The 19947-nt window shown below is 37.9% G+C and carries 19 protein-coding genes and 1 pseudogene; 12 read left to right on the top strand and 8 right to left on the bottom strand.

What is annotated here, in order from left to right; all coding sequences use genetic code 11:
* Positions 1-89 precede the first annotated feature (89 nt).
* A complete protein-coding gene (gene nosR / locus EPA86_RS04925; RefSeq protein ID WP_140602307.1) occupies positions 90-2243 on the top strand; it encodes a transcriptional regulator NosR in 2154 nt (717 codons plus the stop codon).
* Between the two features lie 67 nt (positions 2244-2310).
* Positions 2311-4200, top strand: coding sequence for a TAT-dependent nitrous-oxide reductase (gene nosZ / locus EPA86_RS04920; protein ID WP_140602306.1), 1890 nt, complete (start codon positions 2311-2313; stop codon positions 4198-4200).
* Between the two features lie 460 nt (positions 4201-4660).
* Here the strand turns inward: nosZ and EPA86_RS04915 are convergent, their stop codons facing one another.
* The 3 genes from EPA86_RS04915 to EPA86_RS04905 are packed head-to-tail and all read right to left on the bottom strand — an operon-like array spanning position 4661 to position 7315.
* A complete protein-coding gene (locus EPA86_RS04915) occupies positions 4661-5011 on the bottom strand; it encodes a hypothetical protein (RefSeq protein ID WP_140602305.1) in 351 nt (116 codons plus the stop codon).
* A 36-nt stretch (positions 5012-5047) separates the two neighbouring features.
* Positions 5048-5647, bottom strand: a complete 600-nt coding sequence (locus EPA86_RS04910) for a glutathione S-transferase family protein (RefSeq protein ID WP_140602304.1) — start codon at positions 5645-5647, stop codon at positions 5048-5050.
* 30 nt (positions 5648-5677) lie between these two features.
* Positions 5678-7315 carry an FMN-binding glutamate synthase family protein gene (locus EPA86_RS04905; protein ID WP_140602303.1) on the bottom strand — a complete coding sequence of 546 codons (1638 nt, stop codon included), beginning with the start codon at positions 7313-7315 and terminating at the stop codon, positions 5678-5680.
* Between the two features lie 122 nt (positions 7316-7437).
* Between EPA86_RS04905 and EPA86_RS04900 the strand changes: the two genes are divergently transcribed.
* The 7 genes from EPA86_RS04900 to EPA86_RS04870 all read left to right on the top strand — a co-directional run bounded on the left by EPA86_RS04900 (position 7438) and on the right by EPA86_RS04870 (position 13885).
* Positions 7438-8793: a nitrous oxide reductase family maturation protein NosD gene (locus EPA86_RS04900; RefSeq protein WP_425462563.1), complete on the top strand. Its 1356-nt coding sequence runs from the start codon at positions 7438-7440 to the stop codon at positions 8791-8793.
* Between the two features lie 4 nt (positions 8794-8797).
* Complete coding sequence (locus tag EPA86_RS04895) at positions 8798-9724, top strand: ABC transporter ATP-binding protein (protein WP_140602302.1); 927 nt, start codon at positions 8798-8800, stop codon at positions 9722-9724.
* Entirely contained in the window at positions 9724-10542 is an 819-nt protein-coding gene (locus tag EPA86_RS04890) for an ABC transporter permease (RefSeq protein WP_140602301.1), read from the top strand. The genes EPA86_RS04895 and EPA86_RS04890 overlap by 1 nt, the downstream gene beginning before the upstream one ends.
* A complete protein-coding gene (locus tag EPA86_RS04885) occupies positions 10542-11036 on the top strand; it encodes a nitrous oxide reductase accessory protein NosL (RefSeq protein ID WP_140602300.1) in 495 nt (164 codons plus the stop codon). Before EPA86_RS04890 ends, EPA86_RS04885 begins: the two co-directional genes overlap by 1 nt.
* A 259-nt stretch (positions 11037-11295) precedes the next feature.
* A complete protein-coding gene (locus tag EPA86_RS04880; protein ID WP_140602299.1) occupies positions 11296-12006 on the top strand; it encodes a tetratricopeptide repeat protein in 711 nt (236 codons plus the stop codon).
* A 119-nt stretch (positions 12007-12125) separates the two neighbouring features.
* Positions 12126-13286, top strand: a complete 1161-nt coding sequence (locus EPA86_RS04875) for a sensor histidine kinase (protein WP_140602298.1) — start codon at positions 12126-12128, stop codon at positions 13284-13286.
* Positions 13283-13885, top strand: a complete 603-nt coding sequence (locus EPA86_RS04870) for a response regulator transcription factor (RefSeq protein ID WP_140602297.1) — start codon at positions 13283-13285, stop codon at positions 13883-13885. Before EPA86_RS04875 ends, EPA86_RS04870 begins: the two co-directional genes overlap by 4 nt.
* 287 nt (positions 13886-14172) lie before the next feature.
* Here EPA86_RS04870 and EPA86_RS04865 read toward each other — a convergent pair whose 3' ends face one another.
* From EPA86_RS04865 to EPA86_RS04845, 5 genes and pseudogenes are all read right to left on the bottom strand, one after another.
* Positions 14173-14748 carry a hypothetical protein gene (locus EPA86_RS04865; RefSeq protein WP_140602296.1) on the bottom strand — a complete coding sequence of 192 codons (576 nt, stop codon included), beginning with the start codon at positions 14746-14748 and terminating at the stop codon, positions 14173-14175.
* 143 nt (positions 14749-14891) lie between these two features.
* Positions 14892-15707: an ankyrin repeat domain-containing protein gene (locus EPA86_RS04860; RefSeq protein WP_425462562.1), complete on the bottom strand. Its 816-nt coding sequence runs from the start codon at positions 15705-15707 to the stop codon at positions 14892-14894.
* A gap of 159 nt (positions 15708-15866) precedes the next feature.
* Positions 15867-16071: pseudogene (locus EPA86_RS18515) on the bottom strand (hypothetical protein); the annotation flags it as partial.
* A gap of 473 nt (positions 16072-16544) precedes the next feature.
* Positions 16545-16958: a GFA family protein gene (locus EPA86_RS04850; protein ID WP_140602293.1), complete on the bottom strand. Its 414-nt coding sequence runs from the start codon at positions 16956-16958 to the stop codon at positions 16545-16547.
* 127 nt (positions 16959-17085) lie between these two features.
* Positions 17086-17964 carry a TraB/GumN family protein gene (locus tag EPA86_RS04845; RefSeq protein ID WP_140602292.1) on the bottom strand — a complete coding sequence of 293 codons (879 nt, stop codon included), beginning with the start codon at positions 17962-17964 and terminating at the stop codon, positions 17086-17088.
* A 204-nt stretch (positions 17965-18168) separates the two neighbouring features.
* Between EPA86_RS04845 and EPA86_RS04840 the strand changes: the two genes are divergently transcribed.
* From EPA86_RS04840 to EPA86_RS04830, 3 genes are all read left to right on the top strand, one after another.
* On the top strand, positions 18169-18660 hold the full coding sequence (locus EPA86_RS04840; RefSeq protein WP_246058266.1) for a DUF4136 domain-containing protein: 492 nt from the start codon (positions 18169-18171) through the stop codon (positions 18658-18660).
* Positions 18661-18767: 107 nt separating this feature from the next.
* Positions 18768-19091, top strand: a complete 324-nt coding sequence (locus tag EPA86_RS04835; RefSeq protein WP_140602290.1) for a ribonuclease E inhibitor RraB — start codon at positions 18768-18770, stop codon at positions 19089-19091.
* Between the two features lie 24 nt (positions 19092-19115).
* Complete coding sequence (locus tag EPA86_RS04830; protein WP_140602289.1) at positions 19116-19775, top strand: lysophospholipid acyltransferase family protein; 660 nt, start codon at positions 19116-19118, stop codon at positions 19773-19775.
* Positions 19776-19947: the final 172 nt, after the last annotated feature.

Genomic DNA, 19947 nt, shown 5'->3' with positions numbered 1-19947 from the left:
TAACGATAATGCATAAGATCGTTAAACTGTGACATATTGTCGCAGTTACTTATGTTAATTGCGTTCACAAAATTTATGATTGAGTCCAAATGTTATTATCTTTTTTTGAACATTTATCGAAAAAAATCTCTAAAGCGCTTATCCAATTTCTCGCGTTGTCGCTGTGTATCGCCTTTCCTGCACAGGCATTATTTGTTAGCCCTCCTAAAGATCCAATGCCATTAATTAAGGAAATTTTTCCTGAGCAAACCAAAATTAGTGACAAAGTGGCAGCCACAGAAGGCGACCCACTAATTTGGACCATTTACAAAGGCGAAGAAGTCATTGGTTATGCCTTCGAAACGAATGATTTAGCAAAAATTCCTGCCTATTCAGGTGAACCTGTCAATATGCTTGTTGCCATTAACCCTGAAGGTGTATATCTCGGCGCTAAAGTCCTTGAGCATCATGAGCCTATTATTCTTGCAGGTATTCCTGAAAGTAAGCTGCATGAGTTCACTGAACAATACGATGGGTTAGGTGTTAAAGACCGTTTAAAAGTTGGTGGTAACAAAACCGAAGGTATTGTCCATATTGATGGTTTATCTGGCGCTACGGTAACGGTCATGGTAATGAATGTTGCTATTGTGAAGTCAGCTACTCAAGTAGCTCGCTCTCTAGGCATTATCAGCGCTAGTCAAGAAATCATCCAGCCTATGGGTACTATTTATCCAGATGTTTATGAAAAGGCTGACTGGACTACTTTGACGGGTGACGGTTCAATTCGAAAACTATACCTAAACCGTAAAACCGTCGATGAAGCATTTGTTGGCACAGAAGCTGAGCATGTTGACGAAGCAAGTGCAGAACAAAAACAAGATATGTTCGCAGAGATTTATTTTGCTCAAGTTAATATTCCAACCATCGGTCGTAACTTACTTGGTGACACTGAGTACGAATACTTAATGTCTAACCTGAAGGAAGGTGAACATGCTCTTGCTTTAATGGGTACAGGTTATTCATTTAAAGGCTCAGGTTATGTTCGTGGTGCAATATTTGACCGAATTCAAGTACTACAAAATGGTGAAGCATTCGCATTTCGCGATTTAGACCATTCACGTTTACCCGATATTTATGTAGATGGTGCCCCACGCTTTAATGAGCGCTCAATTTTTATCATTCGTGAACATCATGAGTTTAATCCAGCTTCTGACTGGCAATTAGAATTATTAGTTCGTCGCCAAACTGGTCCATTAGACAGTATTTTTACCAGTTTTAAAGCTGACTACCATACCTTAGACAAATATGTCGACCGCCCACCAGTGATCATGCCAGAGCCTGAGCTCACTCTAGCGCAACAAGTTTGGAAAGAGAAAAATTCTGAAGTCATAATTTTAGCTATATTAATGGTTATTTTACTCGCATCTTTATTCTTCCAAGATATTTTAGTGCGCCACCCAACCTTTATGCATAACTTCCGTCACTTATTCTTAATTATAACGGTAGTCTTTATTGGTTGGTCATGGGGTGGACAACTCTCGATTGTGAATGTGTTCACGTTTTTACAAGCTTTTATGTCTGACTTCTCATGGGATTTATTCTTATTAGACCCAGTAATCTTTATGCTATGGGGTGCAGCAGCCGTTACTATGTTGCTATGGGGTCGTGCAGTTTATTGTGGCTGGTTATGTCCATTTGGTGCATTACAAGAACTGATCAATGTCTTTGCACGTTATATAAAAATTCCTCAATTTGAATTGCCTTGGGCAGTACACGAACGTTTGTGGGCTGTAAAATATTTAATTCTACTTGGCTTATTTGGCTTATCAATGGAGTCATTAGCAACTGCAGAACAGTTTGCCGAAGTAGAGCCTTTCAAAACCACCTTCTTATTAAAATTTGATCGTGAATGGCCATTTATTATTTATGCCGTTGCTTTATTAGCGATTAACGTGGTTAACCGTAAGTTCTTCTGTCGTTACCTATGTCCATTAGGCGCAGCATTATCAACCAGTAATAGTGTCAGGTTATTTAGCTGGTTAAGACGTCGCCCAGAATGTGGTCAACCTTGTAAAACCTGTGCTAAAGAATGTGAAATTCAAGCAATTAACCCTGATGGTGAAATTAATATGCGTGAATGTCATTACTGCCTTGATTGTCAGGTAACGTATTTCAATGAAGAGAAGTGTCCGCCATTGAAAAAGTTAGCACGTAAAAAGCAGAAGTTTAAAGAAACAGAAATACCTGCAGTAAATGTAGCTTAATAAGATTTAACGTAGCAATACAACAAACATAAATATTTAGACAAGTTTTTAAAAGTGGAGAAAAGCAATGAGTAAAGAAGAAAACAGCTCCAATGAAGTAGCATTGGAAAATGAAGGCCGTCGTAAGTTTTTCGGCAAAACAGCTTTAATTGGTGCTGGTGCAGTAGCTGCCCCTATGACAGCAGCTATGTTCGCATCTACTGCTAAAGCTCGTGCTGCAGAAGCTGGTAATAGTGCAGTAGTTCACCCAGGTGAATTAGATGAGTACTACGGTTTCTGGTCTGGTGGTCACTCAGGTGAAGTACGTATTATGGGTATCCCATCAATGCGTGAGTTAATGCGTATCCCAGTATTCAACACTGACTCAGCAACTGGTTGGGGTTTAACTGATGAATCTAAACGCATTAAAGGCGAGAGTGCTCACATTTTAGCTGGTGATTCACATCACCCTCATATGTCAATGACTGATGGTCGTTACAATGGTAAGTACGTATTCATCAACGATAAAGCGAACTCTCGTGTAGCACGTATTCGTTGTGACGTGATGAAAGTTGACAAAATGATCACTATTCCTAACGTACAAGCGATTCACGGTTTACGTGTTCAAAAAGCACCTTACACTAAATACGTTATTTGTAATGGTGAGTTTGAAATTCCAATGAATAACGATGGTAAAGAGTCTTTAGAAGACGTTAGTACTTACCGTTCTTTATACAATGTAATCGACGCAGAAAAAATGGAAGTTGCTTTCCAAGTAATGGTTGATGGTAACTTAGATAACACTGATGCTGATTACGATGGTAAATACTTCGCTTCTACTTCATACAACTCAGAAATGGGTATGAACTTAGGTGAAATGATTTCTGCCGAACGTGACCATGTGGTTGTATTTAACCTTGCACGTTGTGAAGCTGCGCTTAAAGCCGGTAAATTCAAAACTTACAACGGCAATAATGTTCCAGTATTAGATGGTCGTAAAGGTTCTGAACTAACACGTTACATCCCTGTACCTAAATCACCACACGGTATGAATACTTCACCAGATGGTAAGTACTTCATGGCAAATGGTAAATTATCTCCAACTGTATCTATTATCGCTATTGATAAGTTAGATGACTTATTTGCAGGCAAAATCAAAGAACGTGATACCGTTGTTGGTGAGCCAGAATTAGGTTTAGGTCCACTACATACTGCGTTCGATAACAAAGGTTTCGCTTATACAACTTTATTCTTAGATAGCCAAATTGCTAAATGGAATATTGAAGAAGCAATCGAAGCGTATCAAGGTAAGAAAGTTAACTACATTCGTCAAAAACTAGATGTACATTACCAACCAGGTCATAACGGTACGTCTTCTGGTGAAACACGTGATGCCGATGGTAAGTGGTTAGTATCACTTTGTAAGTTCTCTAAAGATAGATTCTTACCTGTTGGTCCATTAAAACCAGAAAATGATCAGTTAATCGACATTTCAGGTGATGAAATGAAACTTGTTCATGATGGTCCTACATACGCAGAACCACATGACGGTACTATTATTCACCGTTCTAAAGTTAAGCCTGCTAAAGTTTGGTCACGTGATGATACAATCTTTGCACCTACACTAGCGCAAGCTAAGAAAGATGGCGTTAACACCATGACTGATAACAAAGTTATCCGTGACGGCAACAAAGTTCGTGTTTACATGACTTCTATTGCTCCTAACTACGGTATGAATGAGTTTAAAGTTAAGCTTGGTGACGAAGTAACAGTGATCGTAACTAACTTAGATATGGTTGAAGATGTTACCCATGGTTTCTGTATGACAAACCACGGTGTACAAATGGAAATCGGTCCGCAAGCGACTGCTTCTATTACCTTCACTGCCGACAAACCAGGTGTACAATGGTACTACTGTAACTGGTTCTGTCACGCACTTCACATGGAAATGCGTGGTCGTATGTTAGTTGAAGCTTAATACGCTTTAAATTAACAACCAATAAAGAAATAAAACCTGATACTTTGGTGTCAGGTTTTTTTTATGGAAAAAATTCATGACAGACAATGTTCTGTCACGCAGCTTAACAAGCCATTCATGGAAAGACGTGGTCGTATGTTAGTTGAAGCTTAATACGCTTTAAATTAACAACCAATAAAGACGTAAAACCTGATACTTTGGTATCAGGTTTTTTTATGGAAAAAATTCATGACAGATAATGTTCTGTCACGCAGCTTAACAAGCCATTCATGGAAAGACGTGGTCGTATGTTTGTTGAAGCTTAATTTATTAAGTTTTAACTTAACGTACTAGTTAATATTTAAAGCCCGATATCATTAGATATCGGGCTTTTTTATTCCGAAATAAATTAACAGGATGGGCTTTGTTACGCAGCTCAATAAGCCAAACATAGTAATTCGTGGGCGACTGTTTTTGAATCTTAATTAAATTGACAACTGACTTGATTAATATCCACTACAATCTCAATGCGTTTATGATACTCCGAATGGGTTATGTAGCCACACTTCCCTTTAAATATCTTGTCTTTAATGGCGATATGATATTGATATTCACCATCACTTTGCTCAAGCTCATAATAAATAGTATTACGCTGAGAACTTTTAATTTCTCCAAAGTCTATGCGACTATTAGGTAGTGTTACCACGGCAACATTTATTGTGTCACTCGTATTATTGACAAGCGTGATACTAGGTAAAATAAAAAAATAACTTTGATAAAGTACAAATAGTAATAATACAAAAGATGTGAAAACTTTAGTCATTTTCTTCATGTGAAAACCCAATATAACCACCTTTAGCTAAATTATTTACTTCGGCATAGCAATATAATTTTCTTGGCTTTTTATTCGTTCAAACCACGCATTAATGGCCGGGTAGATAGACAAATCAAAACCACCTTCATTAGCAACATGCGTATAGGCATACAAACTAATATCAGCTGTGGTTATGTGCTTGCCTAATAAAAAAGGCGTTACTTTTAATTGTTGTTCCATAATTGCTAGTGCTTTATGTCCACCCTCTTGCTTCGCTTTATATTCAGCTAAGCGCTCTTGGGGTAATCCTAAATATTTGGCAATGAACCTCGCCACTGCAATGAAAGGTTCATGGCTATATTGTTCAAAAAATTGCCATTGTTGAACTTTTGCATTTTCTAACCTATCACTTGGTATTAAGCGACTACCAGCAGCAAGATAATTAATAATGGCATTAGATTCTATCAATACATTACCGTCATCAAGTTCCAACAAAGGTATTTTGGCATTAGGGTTTTTAGCGATAAAATCAGGAGTCTTAGTTTCGCCAGCTAAAATGTCTATATCAACCCATTCGTGTGCAATATTAAGTAAAGAACACAGCAGTTTTACTTTATAACAATTGCCTGATTTTAAATCCCCATAGATTTTCATCTTCTTTCCTTTAATTGAATGAACTTAACCTTAATGCTTTAACTCCGCCGCAAACAAAGTATCAGTATCTTGTACGTAAAATTGCTCGGCATCTGCTTGTTGCCACCAATGCAGCCATGTCTCTTCTTCTACTTTACCGTCAATTAAGCTGTTATGCTTTAATGGTTTAGTTAAACTACCTATAGACATTTGCATGCCATAGGGTGAACGACGTTTAATCATATTCGGTGTAAGCTTTGCAGGATCATCTAAACCGACACTAGCGACCAACTCATAAAAACTTTCTAAAGTATTATGATGGAAGTTTTTAACCCTATCACTTTTCTCATCAATATTAATCGCTTTTGCTCGGGCTGGATCTTGAGTTGCTACTCCTGTTGGGCATTGGTTAGTATTGCAGTGCCTTGATTGAATACAACCAATGGCCATCATCATAGTTCTAGCAGCATTCACAATATCTGCACCAACGGCAATTTTAGCCAGCAAATCAAAACTTGAGGCTGTTTTACCTGAGGCAATAACTTTAATCTGCTCTCTAAAGCCCATACCAACTAAAGCGTTATGAACGAAGTAGACACCTTCTAGACAAGTCATACCAAGTCGGTTACTAAATTCTACTGGCGCTGCGCCCGTTCCGCCCTCAGCGCCATCAACCGTAATAAAATCAGGAAATATTTTTGTTTCATGCATTGCTTTACATAAGCCTAAAAATTCAGCAGGATTGCCAATACACAATTTAAAACCTACAGGCTTTCCGCCACTTAACGTACGAACTTGTTCAACAAAACTTAACAGCGACTTAGGGGTTGTGCACTCAGGGTTCACCGCGGGAGAAACACAATCCTTATCCATACTAATATGTCGAATAGCGGCAATTTCTTCAGTAATTTTTGCTTTAGGTAAAACACCACCATGACCTGGCTTAGCTCCTTGACTCAACTTTATCTCAATCATTTTCACTTGTGTTAATAAAGCTGTTTTTTTAAAACTCTCCGCTTCAAAATGACCAGCACTATCTCGACAACCAAACAACCCCGTACCTAGCTGCCATACAATATCGCCACCATGTTTTAGATGATAAGGACTAACACCACCTTCACCAGTGTTATGAAAACATCCTGCTTTTTTAGCGCCAAGATTAAGTGACTCAATAGCTGTCCAACTTAATGCACCAAAGCTCATTGCAGAAATATTAAGATATGAGGCATTGTATGGCTGTAAACAGTTTACCCCTCCAATAGTGATTCGTTTTGCTGAATCAAGCACTTTGCTCGGTGCTAATGAATGCCAAAGGCTCAGATAATTTTCTTCAAATAAATCTCGTTGAGTTCCAAAAGCAATCGTATCTCGAACACTTTTGGCACGTTGATAAACTAAGCTGCGTTGCTCTCGGTTAAAGGGTTTTTCTTCGGTGTCGTTAGCAATAAAATATTGTTGAATTTCAACACGGTAAGATTCTAAAAAATACCTTATATAGGCCACAACGGGGTAAAGTCTGTTAAGGCTGTGCTTGCTATACCTGAGATCGTAAAAGCCGATCACACTATAACTTAATGTAAAAAGTAAAAAGCTACTCGATACAACCCCGCCTTGAGTACTAAAAACATAAACAGCTAATACATTGCCAAACACTGCGATCAACCAATAAACTTTTTGCATTACGGTCATGCTTATTCCTTGTTTTCTTTATAGTGAAAATTTTTTAATCAGGATCAATTGTATTTCCACAAAAAATGCTATGCTATGTCCACTGAAATTTTTGTGTAGAAAATCCTTTGCATTTGTTAAACATAGTAACACCTAAACTAACACTGACCAGAAAAGTTTACCTTGCTTTTAGCTATTTATTACTTGTCATTAGCTCAGCAACATTCGCTGAAGATTTTCAGCTAACACCTGACGATAATCTACAAACCATTTTAGATAATGCCAATGATGGTGATACCATTACATTGGCCTCTGGTACCTATTTTGGTAATTTCATTATTCATAAGCAAATTACTTTACAAGGCCCTAATTCCAAATCTGCACAGCCAGCCATTATTGATGCTCAAGGCAAGGGCCATGCTGTTGTCATTAAAAACTCTAATATCACCATACAGCACTTGAACATTGTTAACTGGGGCTACGACTTAACCGAAGAAAATTCTGGTATTTATGCTAATGACAAAGCTAGCCACCTCAATATCAATAATAACTTTTTAAAAGGCGACGGCTTTGGTATTTGGTTTAATAAAATTGATAATGCCCAAATTTTTGCCAATAAAGTTGAAGGCAATTTAACACTTCGCTCTGCAGATAGAGGCAATGGAATTCAAGTGGCAAATGTCTCCCATAGCCGTGTTTTTAACAATGAAACCTACCATGTCCGAGATGGTATATACGTTATCGCAAGTAAGAATAACACCATAGAAAACAACACTATGCACAATTTGCGCTATGGTATTCACTATATGTATTCTTATGATAACTCTATTTTAAATAACGCCGCTTATGAAACCCGCGCAGGCTACGCCATGATGAGCTCACGCAGACTAATTATTCAGGGGAATAAAACCCGTGATAGTGAAGATTATGGTTTCTTATTTAATTACATTACCTACTCTACAATCAAAGAAAATCACATTACTCGCGTATGGACAAAACCTGAAAACAAAGTGTTAGGTCGCGATGGTAAAGGCTTGTTTGTTTATAACTCAGGCTTTAATACGTTTACCGACAATATTGTTGATACTGCAGAAATTGGTATTCACTTAACCGCAGGTTCAGATGGGGTCAAGATTTACGGTAATTCCTTTATCAACAACCCCACACAGGTAAAGTATGTTTCCTCAAAGAAACAAGAATGGAGTGAAAATGGTCAAGGAAATTATTGGAGTAACTACCTTGGCTGGGACATGAATAATGACAATATTGGTGATACCGCTTTTGAGCCAAATGACGGTATTGATAAGCTTATTTGGCAATACCCTGAAATGAAAATGATAATGGACAGCCCAGCTATTCTTATCTTACGTTGGGTGCAGCGCCAGTTTCCGGTATTAAAACCACCTGGTATTAAAGACAGTCACCCCTTGATGACGTCACCACATACACAACAAATTGCAGATTTGTTAGCTAGCCAAAACGCAGCGACAAAGGAATAACACCATGACAACCCCTATCGTTTCTCTTACCGATGCAGGTAAAAGCTATAACAAACTTGATGCTTTGCAATCAGTCACCATGACACTAGGTGAAGGTGAAGTATTAGGTTTATTTGGCCATAACGGCGCAGGTAAAACCACCATGATGAAACTTATCCTTGGTGTTATCTCGCCAAGTAGAGGACAAGTTGCCGTAATGGGTATGGCGCCTGACTCAAAAGAAGCATGGCATTGCAGAACCAAAGTTGGCTACCTACCTGAAAACGTAAGTTTTTATGAGCAATTAACAGGTTTAGAGGTATTAACCTATTTCGCTAAATTAAAAGGTTTCAACAAAAAACAGGCTATCGATTTACTCGAACAAGTGGGTATTACTCATGCCATGAAACGACAAGTTAAAACCTATTCAAAAGGTATGCGCCAACGTTTAGGTTTAGCACAAGCCTTTATTGGTGAACCTAAGCTTTTATTATTAGATGAGCCAACTGTCGGCCTAGACCCTATTGCCACAGGCGACTTCTATCGCACGGTTGACCAGTTAAAATCTCAAGGCTCAAGTGTCATACTCTGCTCTCATGTACTACCGGGTGTTGAGCAACATATTGACCGCGCAATGATCTTATCTTCTGGCCAGTTACTTGCCATGGGAAGCTTAGCAGAGCTTCGCCATCAAGCAGCGCTACCCGTTGAAATAAAAGCACATGGGCTTAATGGTGCAATAGCAAGTCATGACCATTTAGCTAACTTTATTTCACCGGTATGTTCACAAACACTTAATGTACCTGAAGCTGAAAAAATTAGTGTTTTAAAAACCTTATTAGGCTTTGACAATATTGAAGACATTCATGTTGAGTCTGCCAATTTAGAACAAGTGTATCAGCATTACCTCGCTCTGCATGCACAAAAGCAACAAGCAAAAGGGCAAAGCTAATGAAACAAATACTCACCGTAGCTAACAAAGAGTTTCATGACGGTTTAAGAAATCGCTGGTTAGTATCAATCACGCTTATTTTCGCTTTACTGTCAGTGGGATTAACTTATTTTGGTGCTGCTGCCTCAGGAGAAATGGGCATTACCTCGCTGTCAACCACTATCGCCAGTTTAGCGAGTTTAGCGGTATTTCTTATTCCCCTTATCGCGCTATTACTAAGTTACGACAGTTTTGTTGGTGAACAAGAAAGTGGCACTTTGCTGTTATTACTCACCTACCCTTTAAGTAAAACACAATTACTCTTAGGTAAGTTCATTGGACAAGGCAGTATCATAGCTTTAGCAACATTAATCGGTTTTGGAGCTTCTGCGGTATTGCTTTATTTTCAATTAGAAGACAATGCCATAGTCAGTGCCTTTTCACTGTTTATCTTAAGTGCGGTCTTGCTTGGTTTGAGTTTCACCGCTATCTCATACTTAATCAGCTTGTCTGTATCAGAAAAATCAAAAGCTGCAGGCTTTGCCCTGATCACTTGGTTTTTATTTGCGTTAGCTTTTGACTTAGCCTTATTAGCACTATTAGTCGGTGTTGAAGATGGTATTAGTCAAACAGGATTAACGCAGCTGATGATGCTTAACCCTGCAGATATATTCCGTTTAGTTAACTTAGCGGGTCTTGATAGCAGCGATGTTAATGGTGCCTTAGCTGTTGCCATAAATGCCAGCCTATCACAAGGTCAATTAATTACGGCGTTAACTGCTTGGGTTGCTATTCCATTAACCTTAGCAATTTTCATTTTTAGAAGGAAGAAACTCTAATGGCAAATTTTTTAAAAATAATCACCCTCTCCATTGCTTTAGTTGGCCTAATTTCTTGCTCAGATAATGCTGAACAAGAAATGCTTCATCAAGCGGTCGCCATTGAAGGTAGTGACGAATGTCATCTATGTGGCATGTTAATTAAACATTTTGATGGCCCAAAAGGTGAAGCCTTTAGAAAAGAGCAAGGCAGCAAAGTATTTAAGTTTTGCTCAACCAGAGATTTGTTCAGCTATTATCTCGACCCAGAAAATAAGCGTAATGTTTCACAAATGATGGTTCACGATATGAGCAAAATGCCGTGGGGCAGCATCAACGATGAGCACTTTATTGATGCAAAAACTGCATGGTATGTTTCAGGCTCTTCACAAAAAGGCGCTATGGGTTCGACTTTAGCAAGCTTTAGCAAAGAAACTGATGCAAAAGCGTTTGCTAAAGAGTTTGGTGGTAATGTCCTGCACTTTAAAGACATAACTATTGACGTATTGTTATAACGGATAAGCTTACCAAACAACAATTATTAAAAATGCCGCTAAGTAAGCGGCATTTATTATTTCATCTTTAACCTTTCAGCTCTTCTCTTTCACCTTACACTAACGTCACCCAATAAATTAATAAGAATTGTTCTTTTACAGTTTTTATATGATTTGCCCCAACTGATGACAATTGTCACATCAAATTGGTGACAAACCTCTCTAAAATAACTTCATGGTTTAGCTAATACTGTTATGGTCAACTAACAAGGAGCATGACATGAATATCTACAAAACAATACTTACAATGGCATTAACCATTCCGGTAACTTTTAACGCTTTAGCAGGACAAGCTGAAATAGATAGAATAGAACAAGCCGCAGGAGTACTCGATGTCGTAGAGTTGAAAGCGATTACTGCTGAAGTTAATGGTTACGACAAAGCCCTTGCCTATTATCGCCTTGGTTTAAGTGCTAACTTAACTGGCCAAAGTGAACAAGCAATTGAGGCTATTGATCAAGCTATTGAGATATTAGAGCAACTCAATGAAAGTACGCTTGATGATGTTGAAATCAAAGCCTTATTAGCACAAGTATATGGCTACAAAATTGCACTCGAGCCCCTAAAAGGTATGTACTATGGGCCAAAATCAAGTGAAATACTGGCACAAGCTACCGCTTTAGATCCAACAAACCCCAGAGTACAGTTAATAACAGGCATCAGTAAAATTAGTACGCCGGCTATCTTTGGTGGTGACAGTCAAGCAGCTTATCAAGCATTTGATAAAGCAATTTCAGCTTATTCAACAGACAGTTATTCAAATTATCATTGGGGATATGCTGAAACCTACACTTGGCGAGGCCTAGCGCATAAAAACAAGGGAGATATTGAAAAGGCAAACCAAGATTGGCAGTTAGCGTTAAACATTAACCCTGAATACAGCTGGGCAAAAATACTGCTAGAACAAAACCAAAATAAACTAAAGCAATAAAAAAACACAGAGAAAACAATATTCTTTGTTTATTATAATATTGCACAGCGATTAACATCGTAAATTGGTCAAGTTGCTCTGAGTGTAACTTGACCAGTCTTTAATTAAGGTAAATATGCATGAATACCCCTGAGAATGTGTCAAAAAAAGCTCCCTTTTATATTGAGCCAATAGCCCAAACCAATGCGGCAAAATGGAGTTACTTCTCGCTCATTTTTTCATTATTTTATTTTTTGAATTTCATTGTCAGTTACAGTACGTATACTGCAAGCAATATTGCCACTGTCTTCATCATATATTTCGCTTTTATTATCGCTTTTATCAAAGCAACAAAGTTAACAGGCAAGTCAGTTATTCAACCAATCATTGTGATTATTTTACTCTCAGCATTTGGCGCTTCCATTAACCCTGGCACCAACGCACTTTTTGGTTATGCTGCATTTTTTAGTGGTTACTATTTTTCACGAAGATTCGCTGTGTCGTTGCTACTCGTAAACCTGATTGCACAAGTATCATCAGCTTTAGTGCTTGATTTAGTTACCCCTTACTACCTAGGCCCCTCATTTGCTTGTACTGTCAGCCTGTTTGTTTACGGTATTTTTAGTCAAAAAGAATACATACATGCTTGTATACAGCAAAAGAGTAACCAAGAAGTCGAGCAACTTGCCGCTATTGCTGAACGTGAGCGTATCGCGCGCGATATGCATGATTTATTAGGTCATTCACTGTCTTCGATAGCGTTAAAATCAGAGCTAGCAGAAAAACTCTCAGCCAAGCAAGATTTTGTTGCAGCGCAAAAAGAAATAGCAGAAGTAGCCAATTTAGCGCGTCAAACTCTTTCTGAAGTGCGCTCTGCAGTCACAGGCTTGAAACTACATGGTTTAATTGGCGTACTTGAAAAGTTAACCAATGAACTCAAACACATGAAGTTTGACGCAAAGTTATACCATGATATTAATGATTTGCCAGCTAAAGTGGAGTCTACCTTGATCATGTTAAGTAAAGAGTGGATAACCAACATATTAAGACACAGTAATGGGAATAGCGCTTCGGTTTCCGTTATCTCAGATCCAACTGAGGTTAAACTAAATATAGGTGATAATGGTAATACCGCGAAAATCATACCTGGTAATGGTATTGAAGGTATACGCTCTCGTGTTGAAGAGCTAAAAGGTGAATTAATAATTACTCAAGAAAGCGGCGTGAAATTATCAGTGACTATTCCATTAACCAATTTCGCCAAAGAGCAGGTAATCAAAAAGGAAGCTTTACCAATATGATCAAAGTACTTGTTGTTGAAGACCAAGCATTAGTCCGCGGTGCGATAGCTAGCTTGTTATCATTAGAAGATGAAATAGACGTTGTAGGGCAGGCAGAAAATGGCCAAATAGCATTAGATATGCTTAACGAATTAGACGTTGATTTTATCTTAAGCGATATAGAAATGCCTGTTCTCTCTGGTTTGGAGTTAGCTGAAATTATCATCAAAGAGCATCAAGATATCAACATGCTCATTATGACAACGTTCTCTAAGTCTGGTTATATAAAACGTGCAATGGCACTCGGCGTGAAAGCCTTTATTCTTAAGGAATCACCAACTGAGTATTTAGTGGAAGCTATCAAAAAAGTTAAAGCTGGTGAGCATGTTATTGCCCCTGAACTCGCCTTAATGGCACTAAATGATAACGACCCATTGACCAATAAAGAACGTAAAGCTATTAAGCTTGCTGGTGATGGTCTAACTACAGCGGAAATTTCTACTACCTTATTTTTATCAGAGGGCACAGTAAGAAACTATCTTTCAGAAGCCATAGCAAAATTAAATGCAACAAATAGAGTTGATGCTGCCAGAATAGCTAAGCAGAAGGGCTGGATTTAACCAAACTAAATTTTTAGTAGCTCGTTTCTGAGCTTAACATATTGATGAATCGGTTTAGGTTTCAGCTGTCAGACAGCTACGAGCGAACAGCAGACACTGATTTATTCATTGGTGACGGTCTTCTTCAGACAAATAGTAGTCCTTTAGAAGCGAGAAATTAGACCTCATTAAGACGAGTAATTGCACTCAGCCAATGAATCGTGAAGATTAATGTGGATTCTAAAAATTTGTATAAATTACAGATACAAGCGCTATCGGTATTAGATCAACTAACACGATCTTTTTATCTAACAATCGGTAAAGGAGTGGTTATCGGCAGGAACAGAGCCTCGAGAGCGCTTTTCTAGTTTCGAAGTAAAAAACTCGAGAATGGCATCTAGTAAGTTGTGCATAGCATCTTGACGCTTTCTATTGGAATTACTCAGTTCAGCTTTGGACTGTATGAACTTTCCCTTTTTGACATCCACCCCGAAGTGTTCGACATAATCATTACCATTGCTTACATTGGGCAGAAATTCGGCACAGATGATATTCTCGCCAAATTGAATGAGAGCGTTATTTGAGGTGGGAGATTTAGCGATTCTTCGGACGCTATCGGGTATTGTCAATGTTTGTTTTTGCCAACAAAAAACATTGACTGGGTTGTCTATTGAGAAGTCGGATTCATTCAGATTTTCAATTGGTTGTATCTCATACCAGCCAATAACTGGTTCGTCTAAGTTGACGATATTTCCTCCCAGAAGTTTTATTATCAAACGAGCACTGTGTCCTATTGCAAAAATGTGTTTCCCGTCATCAATGCACTGCTTGACGAACGCAACCTCCTCACTTCTCTGTCGTAAGAAATCATCATTTATTTCCACATTGGCATCCAATAGCACTACCAAATCAAAAACCTCCAAATTTGGAAATGGCTGCTCATTTGAGGTGTTATTGCGCGTACAGTGACATCTAGAGAACGTTAATTTTCTATTCACAAAGAAATAGTCGTCGAATTCATTGTGACTTACGATATGGGCAAGGTGCTTATAACCGAGCTCCGTTGCATACTTTGCTCCATATTGCCTGAGCAGCCTACCAGTTTTTTTACCTCGTCGGTTTGTTCATCAAACCATTCAACTTTATCTAATGCAGTAGATTCGTAGCGGTCAGGTATATTCGGATTTGCGCCTGCCGTTAGAAGGACTTCAACTATTTCGGAGTTCCCTAAACCTGAAAAAAGCGCCGTTTCTTTAAAAAAAGTGCTCCGTTCATCTATGTTCACGTCATGAGAAACCAACCACTTGAGCAGTTCTACATTGCCACTTTTGGCACAAAGATGAGCGAGTGTATAACCATTGAGCTCTTTTTCATAAATGTCGGCTCCATATTCAACAAGAAGCTTTACAATTTCAACGGATCCGTTTTTGGATTCTGCGACAGTTATCAAGGCCCCAGAAGGTCGAATGACGTCAATGGCTCTATCTAACTTGCCTTCATCGTGAACGAGACGGTATTTGTCTTCCTCACTAAACTTTGCGTATACGCTTGACACCTTTGCTCCTGCTGATAGCAGTAGTTTGGCGATTTCATAGTGGTGATTTAAACAAGCGAATGATAAAGCTAGTGAGTTATTGACAAAGGGAGTACTTTTGTTCACATCAACGCCTTTATCTAGCAAGTATTGCACTCCCTCTTTCAAGCCGAACTTAGCAAACAACACCAGTGGTGAATACCCATCCGTTTCAGATGAAACGGCATTAATCTCTTTTAAGCCGTGAATTTTTGACCATATCTTTTCAATGAGCTTAGGGTTCGTTTTGCTTTCTGGATGCTCAAGCATCTTACTAAGTACTCTTGGTAAACGCGGTGGTTTGGGAACTCTTTCAGGAAGGGCTTGCGTATCAATATGGTCAAGATTTAAAATCAACTTTTTTGTATTTTTTTCCCATGTCTTGCCGTTTCCGCTTTCATCCCACAACTCTTGCAGTTCGGAGTTTGCCAGTATATTTCGAATACCTCTAATACAGATAAAAATATCGTTAGTACAGGGAACATACCCATGAGTTATTACCCATTTTTTAGCCTCTGCGGGGATACCTTTCACGGTAGGTTGAGACGCAGCGTACGCAATCATTGCTGCTGCCATAAAGACTTCGGATTCATTAGCATCAGGAGTATCTTCGATTTTTGATATCAGATTTTTCAAGCTCCAACAACCAATCTAGGGCATTGTCATTCCCAAAAGGCTTTGAATTCCATGCGCCCATTTTTAATATCCCTTTTCGAAGTATAAGTCGTGTTATCCAAGTGAATATAAAGGCTTTTTGTAATTATGAAAAAGCACTCAAACAATATAGATTGGCCTATTACAGATTGCAACGATTGAATTAATTAAAGAAACTTTAAGCTCCTCTTTTTCTCAAACTTAGGAACCAAAACATTAAGAAAATGGTGTTGTTTGTTTTTTTAAGCCTTCAGAGGCTGCTTTTTTTAAAGACCTATAGCCGCTTAGATTCTCAATTGGCAACCGTCGGCTTTACGTACAAAGAAACCGTTTGGTAAACCAAACGCATACGTCCGTTTCTGGCACAATTGCGACTGTCAGCTTTAATTGGGTCCTATTTATCAAAGCTGACAGAGCAGGTTAAGACTTATTCAACTAAATTACATTTTCACTTTATGGCTGTTTTTCTACTACCTTCACACCATCAGGTATTTGATACCAACTTAACTTTTCACTCACCCAAACATGAACGCTAGGTTCAAAAATGGATGCATCAGATAAATGAATGGGTTTTAGTTTTAGCTTTATAGTTTGTTTATCTTCAGGGTTGTAATGGTAGACTCTATTGCCACAGGTAGGACAAAATTTGGCGTTATTTCTATTGCCGCTATCTGAACTTCTCGACCATTCCTTTAATATTCCCTCAAACTCAATGGCAGATGAATCAATAACGGCTGTTACACTAAAAGGACTTGATGATAATTTTTGACACTCAGTACAATGACAGGCTAACACCAGTTTAGGGGGCTCAAATAATTTATAGGTTAACTGTCCGCATTGACACGCCCCTTCAATTGGGAATTTCATAAATCTCTTCCTTTTCAATTAACGTCTATAACACGATATTTTACATTAGCCGAAGTTCTTCAAAAACACCATATGGAGCTCACCAATAAAGTAAACCCCATAGTCATTACGCACAAATGTGAAGGCATTACAGTTTCTTTATGCTATAGCCTTTTTGTTTAAGCAGTGCCACAACGCTTTTATCACCGATTAAATGCCCAACGCCAACGAGAACAAATTCTTTGTCATTGTCGTTAAACATTTTTTCAATCAATGGAATCCAATTTTTATTACGATCTACCAGCATTGTTTGATAACTTTTAGGGTCCTCTTTTAAAGGCTTGATGACTACTTGTTCAAGTGTTGCAACATCGCCAGCCCGCCAAGATTTTATTAACTTGGTAAACATGCCTTTGAAGTCATCCATCTGTGACAAATTCGATTCGATAAATTTATCTTCGTGACCCTGTCCAATGCTAGCAAGCATATTCATTTGAAAATCAATTGATTCCAAATATTCTATAGCTTTATTGTCTTTTGACGCTTTTTGATTGAAATAAGTATCAACTCCATCACCTGACAATTGCGCTCTTTGTGCTTCTAATAACGCCATCATCGTCATGATAAAGCCCGGTTTAAATCCATTTAAGGTATTAATATCTGCGCCAAAGCCAGCAAGATAATCGGATAATTTTTGGTATGTTGATTTTGATAACACTCCAGATAATGTCTGACCATTTTGATAAGACATGGCTTGCATCATTTTCATTTGAAATGCTGTGTCGGTTGCTTCAGGCAATTTCGCTTCAAGCACGATTGCATCACTTTTTTGATAAGCATCAGTAAATTCTTGAGGTAGAGGGAATTCAGATACCGGTAGAATATGAATCGTACCACCTAAGTATATATGATCATTACCTTTTGAAACTTTCCATACAGATGTTTCAGCAGCCACATAGCTTGATGTTAAGCTGCTTGCTAGCATAGCTGAAGCTAGCATTATCTTTGACAATAGGTTTCTTTTCATACTTTTCCCTTTATTAGTTAAGTCATTCCTAGTGCCCTACTATATAGCGTGATAACTAGCCGAGCAATGAAGAAAATATTTTTACTGTTAATAACTTACACTAATTGATAATCTAATTACTTCACAAATACCTAAATAGTTATAACCGTGCAACTGATAAAACTTTCGACCATATTACTCCTTTTATGCCTTGCATCATGTTCGATGGTTCCTACCAGTGATGCTATCTACCATAGTCGCTTCAACTTTGAACAAGTGAGTAAATACAGTATTTATCAACAAAATACCGAATTTGCAGAAAGCCAGAATTTAAGTAGAGCTATTCGTAATAGCATTGAAATTGCTATCGAAAAGAATATGGAACAACTTAACTTTGAATACGCTGACATAGAAGACGCAGATATCATTGCCACTTATCATATTTTTACAAATGGCCGTGATTTTTCAATTTATAATAAATCAGTACTTTTTTGTGAATACTGCTTAAAGGCAAATGCATGGTATAAAACTGATGGAGATTTAAATATTAGGCAAGGCGCCTTAATCATAGATCTTGTTGATCCGAAGAAAAAGCGATCCATTTGGCGAAGTACTCAAGCGTTAAAAATAAAAACAAAGGACAACAGCCGAGAAGTAAATGAAAAGATTCAACTTGCTGTACATTCCATGCTAAAACAATACCCTAAAATTAAATAATTAGAGCTTGCGAACCGAATAAAAATAACAATTAATGCAAAACACTTCTCAAGCTGGTTTTAGCACTTTATAATGTCGGCTTTATCAGCATAACAAGTTACTTTACTATGAATTTCCCAAACGATGAAACAGGCCAAGTACTTACTGAAATGCAGCAAGCCGGCATTGATTTATCAGTAGAGCATGATGTGGTTTTCTTTCATTTATTTGAGCAAAAATCACAAGCAGAAGCTATGGCTGAACATTTACAGCAAGTTATGCCTGAACTCTCCATTAATATACATCCCGATGAAACTCCGAACGTTTGGGATTTAGATTGCACAGTAAAAATGGTACCAACTCATCAAGCTATTGTTGACCAAGAAACAAATTTTGAACAGATTGCTGCCAAGTTTTCAGGTTACAATGATGGCTGGGGAATAGAAGCTTAATCTGCGGTACTAAAAATAATATTCATGATGTCTTTCTATATAAAAAAATACATAACTTATCTAACTATTTTTGCTGAGTCTGTTGCCTTATCACTTTGTAAACAACATGGTAGCGTCTTTAATAAATTTCGTCGTTTCTTTAGTATTCGCATTGTACGCAGTGTAGGTGGAACGGTTAATTTAATCGGTTCAATCGATCAAGATACAGATATTTTAATTGCTAATCATCAAAGCATGGCTGATATTTTCGCCCTAGAAGAAGTGCTCGGTAATGACGTAAGGTTTATTGGCCGTACCGGCATTATGGACAAATGGCCAGTATCTCATATTGTAAATATGGTTGGTCATATCACCGTAGATCAAAAAGATCGCCGTGCTATTATCAAATTATTAAAAGATGTCAAAGAGTGCAAAGGCAAAAAAGTCGTTATTTTTCCTGAGGGTACTCGTTCACAAACTGGTAAAATTGAACCTTTTGAGGCTGGCACTAAGGTATTAGTCGAAAAGCTACAATTAAAAGCTCAACCTGTTGTCATTAAAAATATTCTCTCGGTTTATAATGAATCAGCAAAAACAGCTAAGACTGGGGTGATTGAGATTGAAGCATTGCCTGCCGTTTCCATTGAAGAGGGATGGTATGAGAAAGCACACCAAGACATGAGTGCGTTATTTCTTGCTAAATAAACTCGACTTACAGTTTTTTACATTCTTCCCACATTTGCTAAACAGATAATAATACTGAGCTAACGGATAATTTTACTTAGTAATTTTTAACGCACTTTTTATTATTATCGTTTAGAGGTTATCAAACCGTGCAAAATCTTTTGCTGTCATAATGTCTTGATAATCTATACTT

Source organism: Litorilituus lipolyticus (assembly GCF_006439335.1).
Classification (GTDB): Bacteria; Pseudomonadota; Gammaproteobacteria; order Enterobacterales; family Alteromonadaceae; genus Colwellia; species Colwellia lipolytica.
The sequence above is the reverse complement of the archived record's forward strand: the minus strand, read 5'-3'. Positions and strand labels throughout refer to the sequence as shown.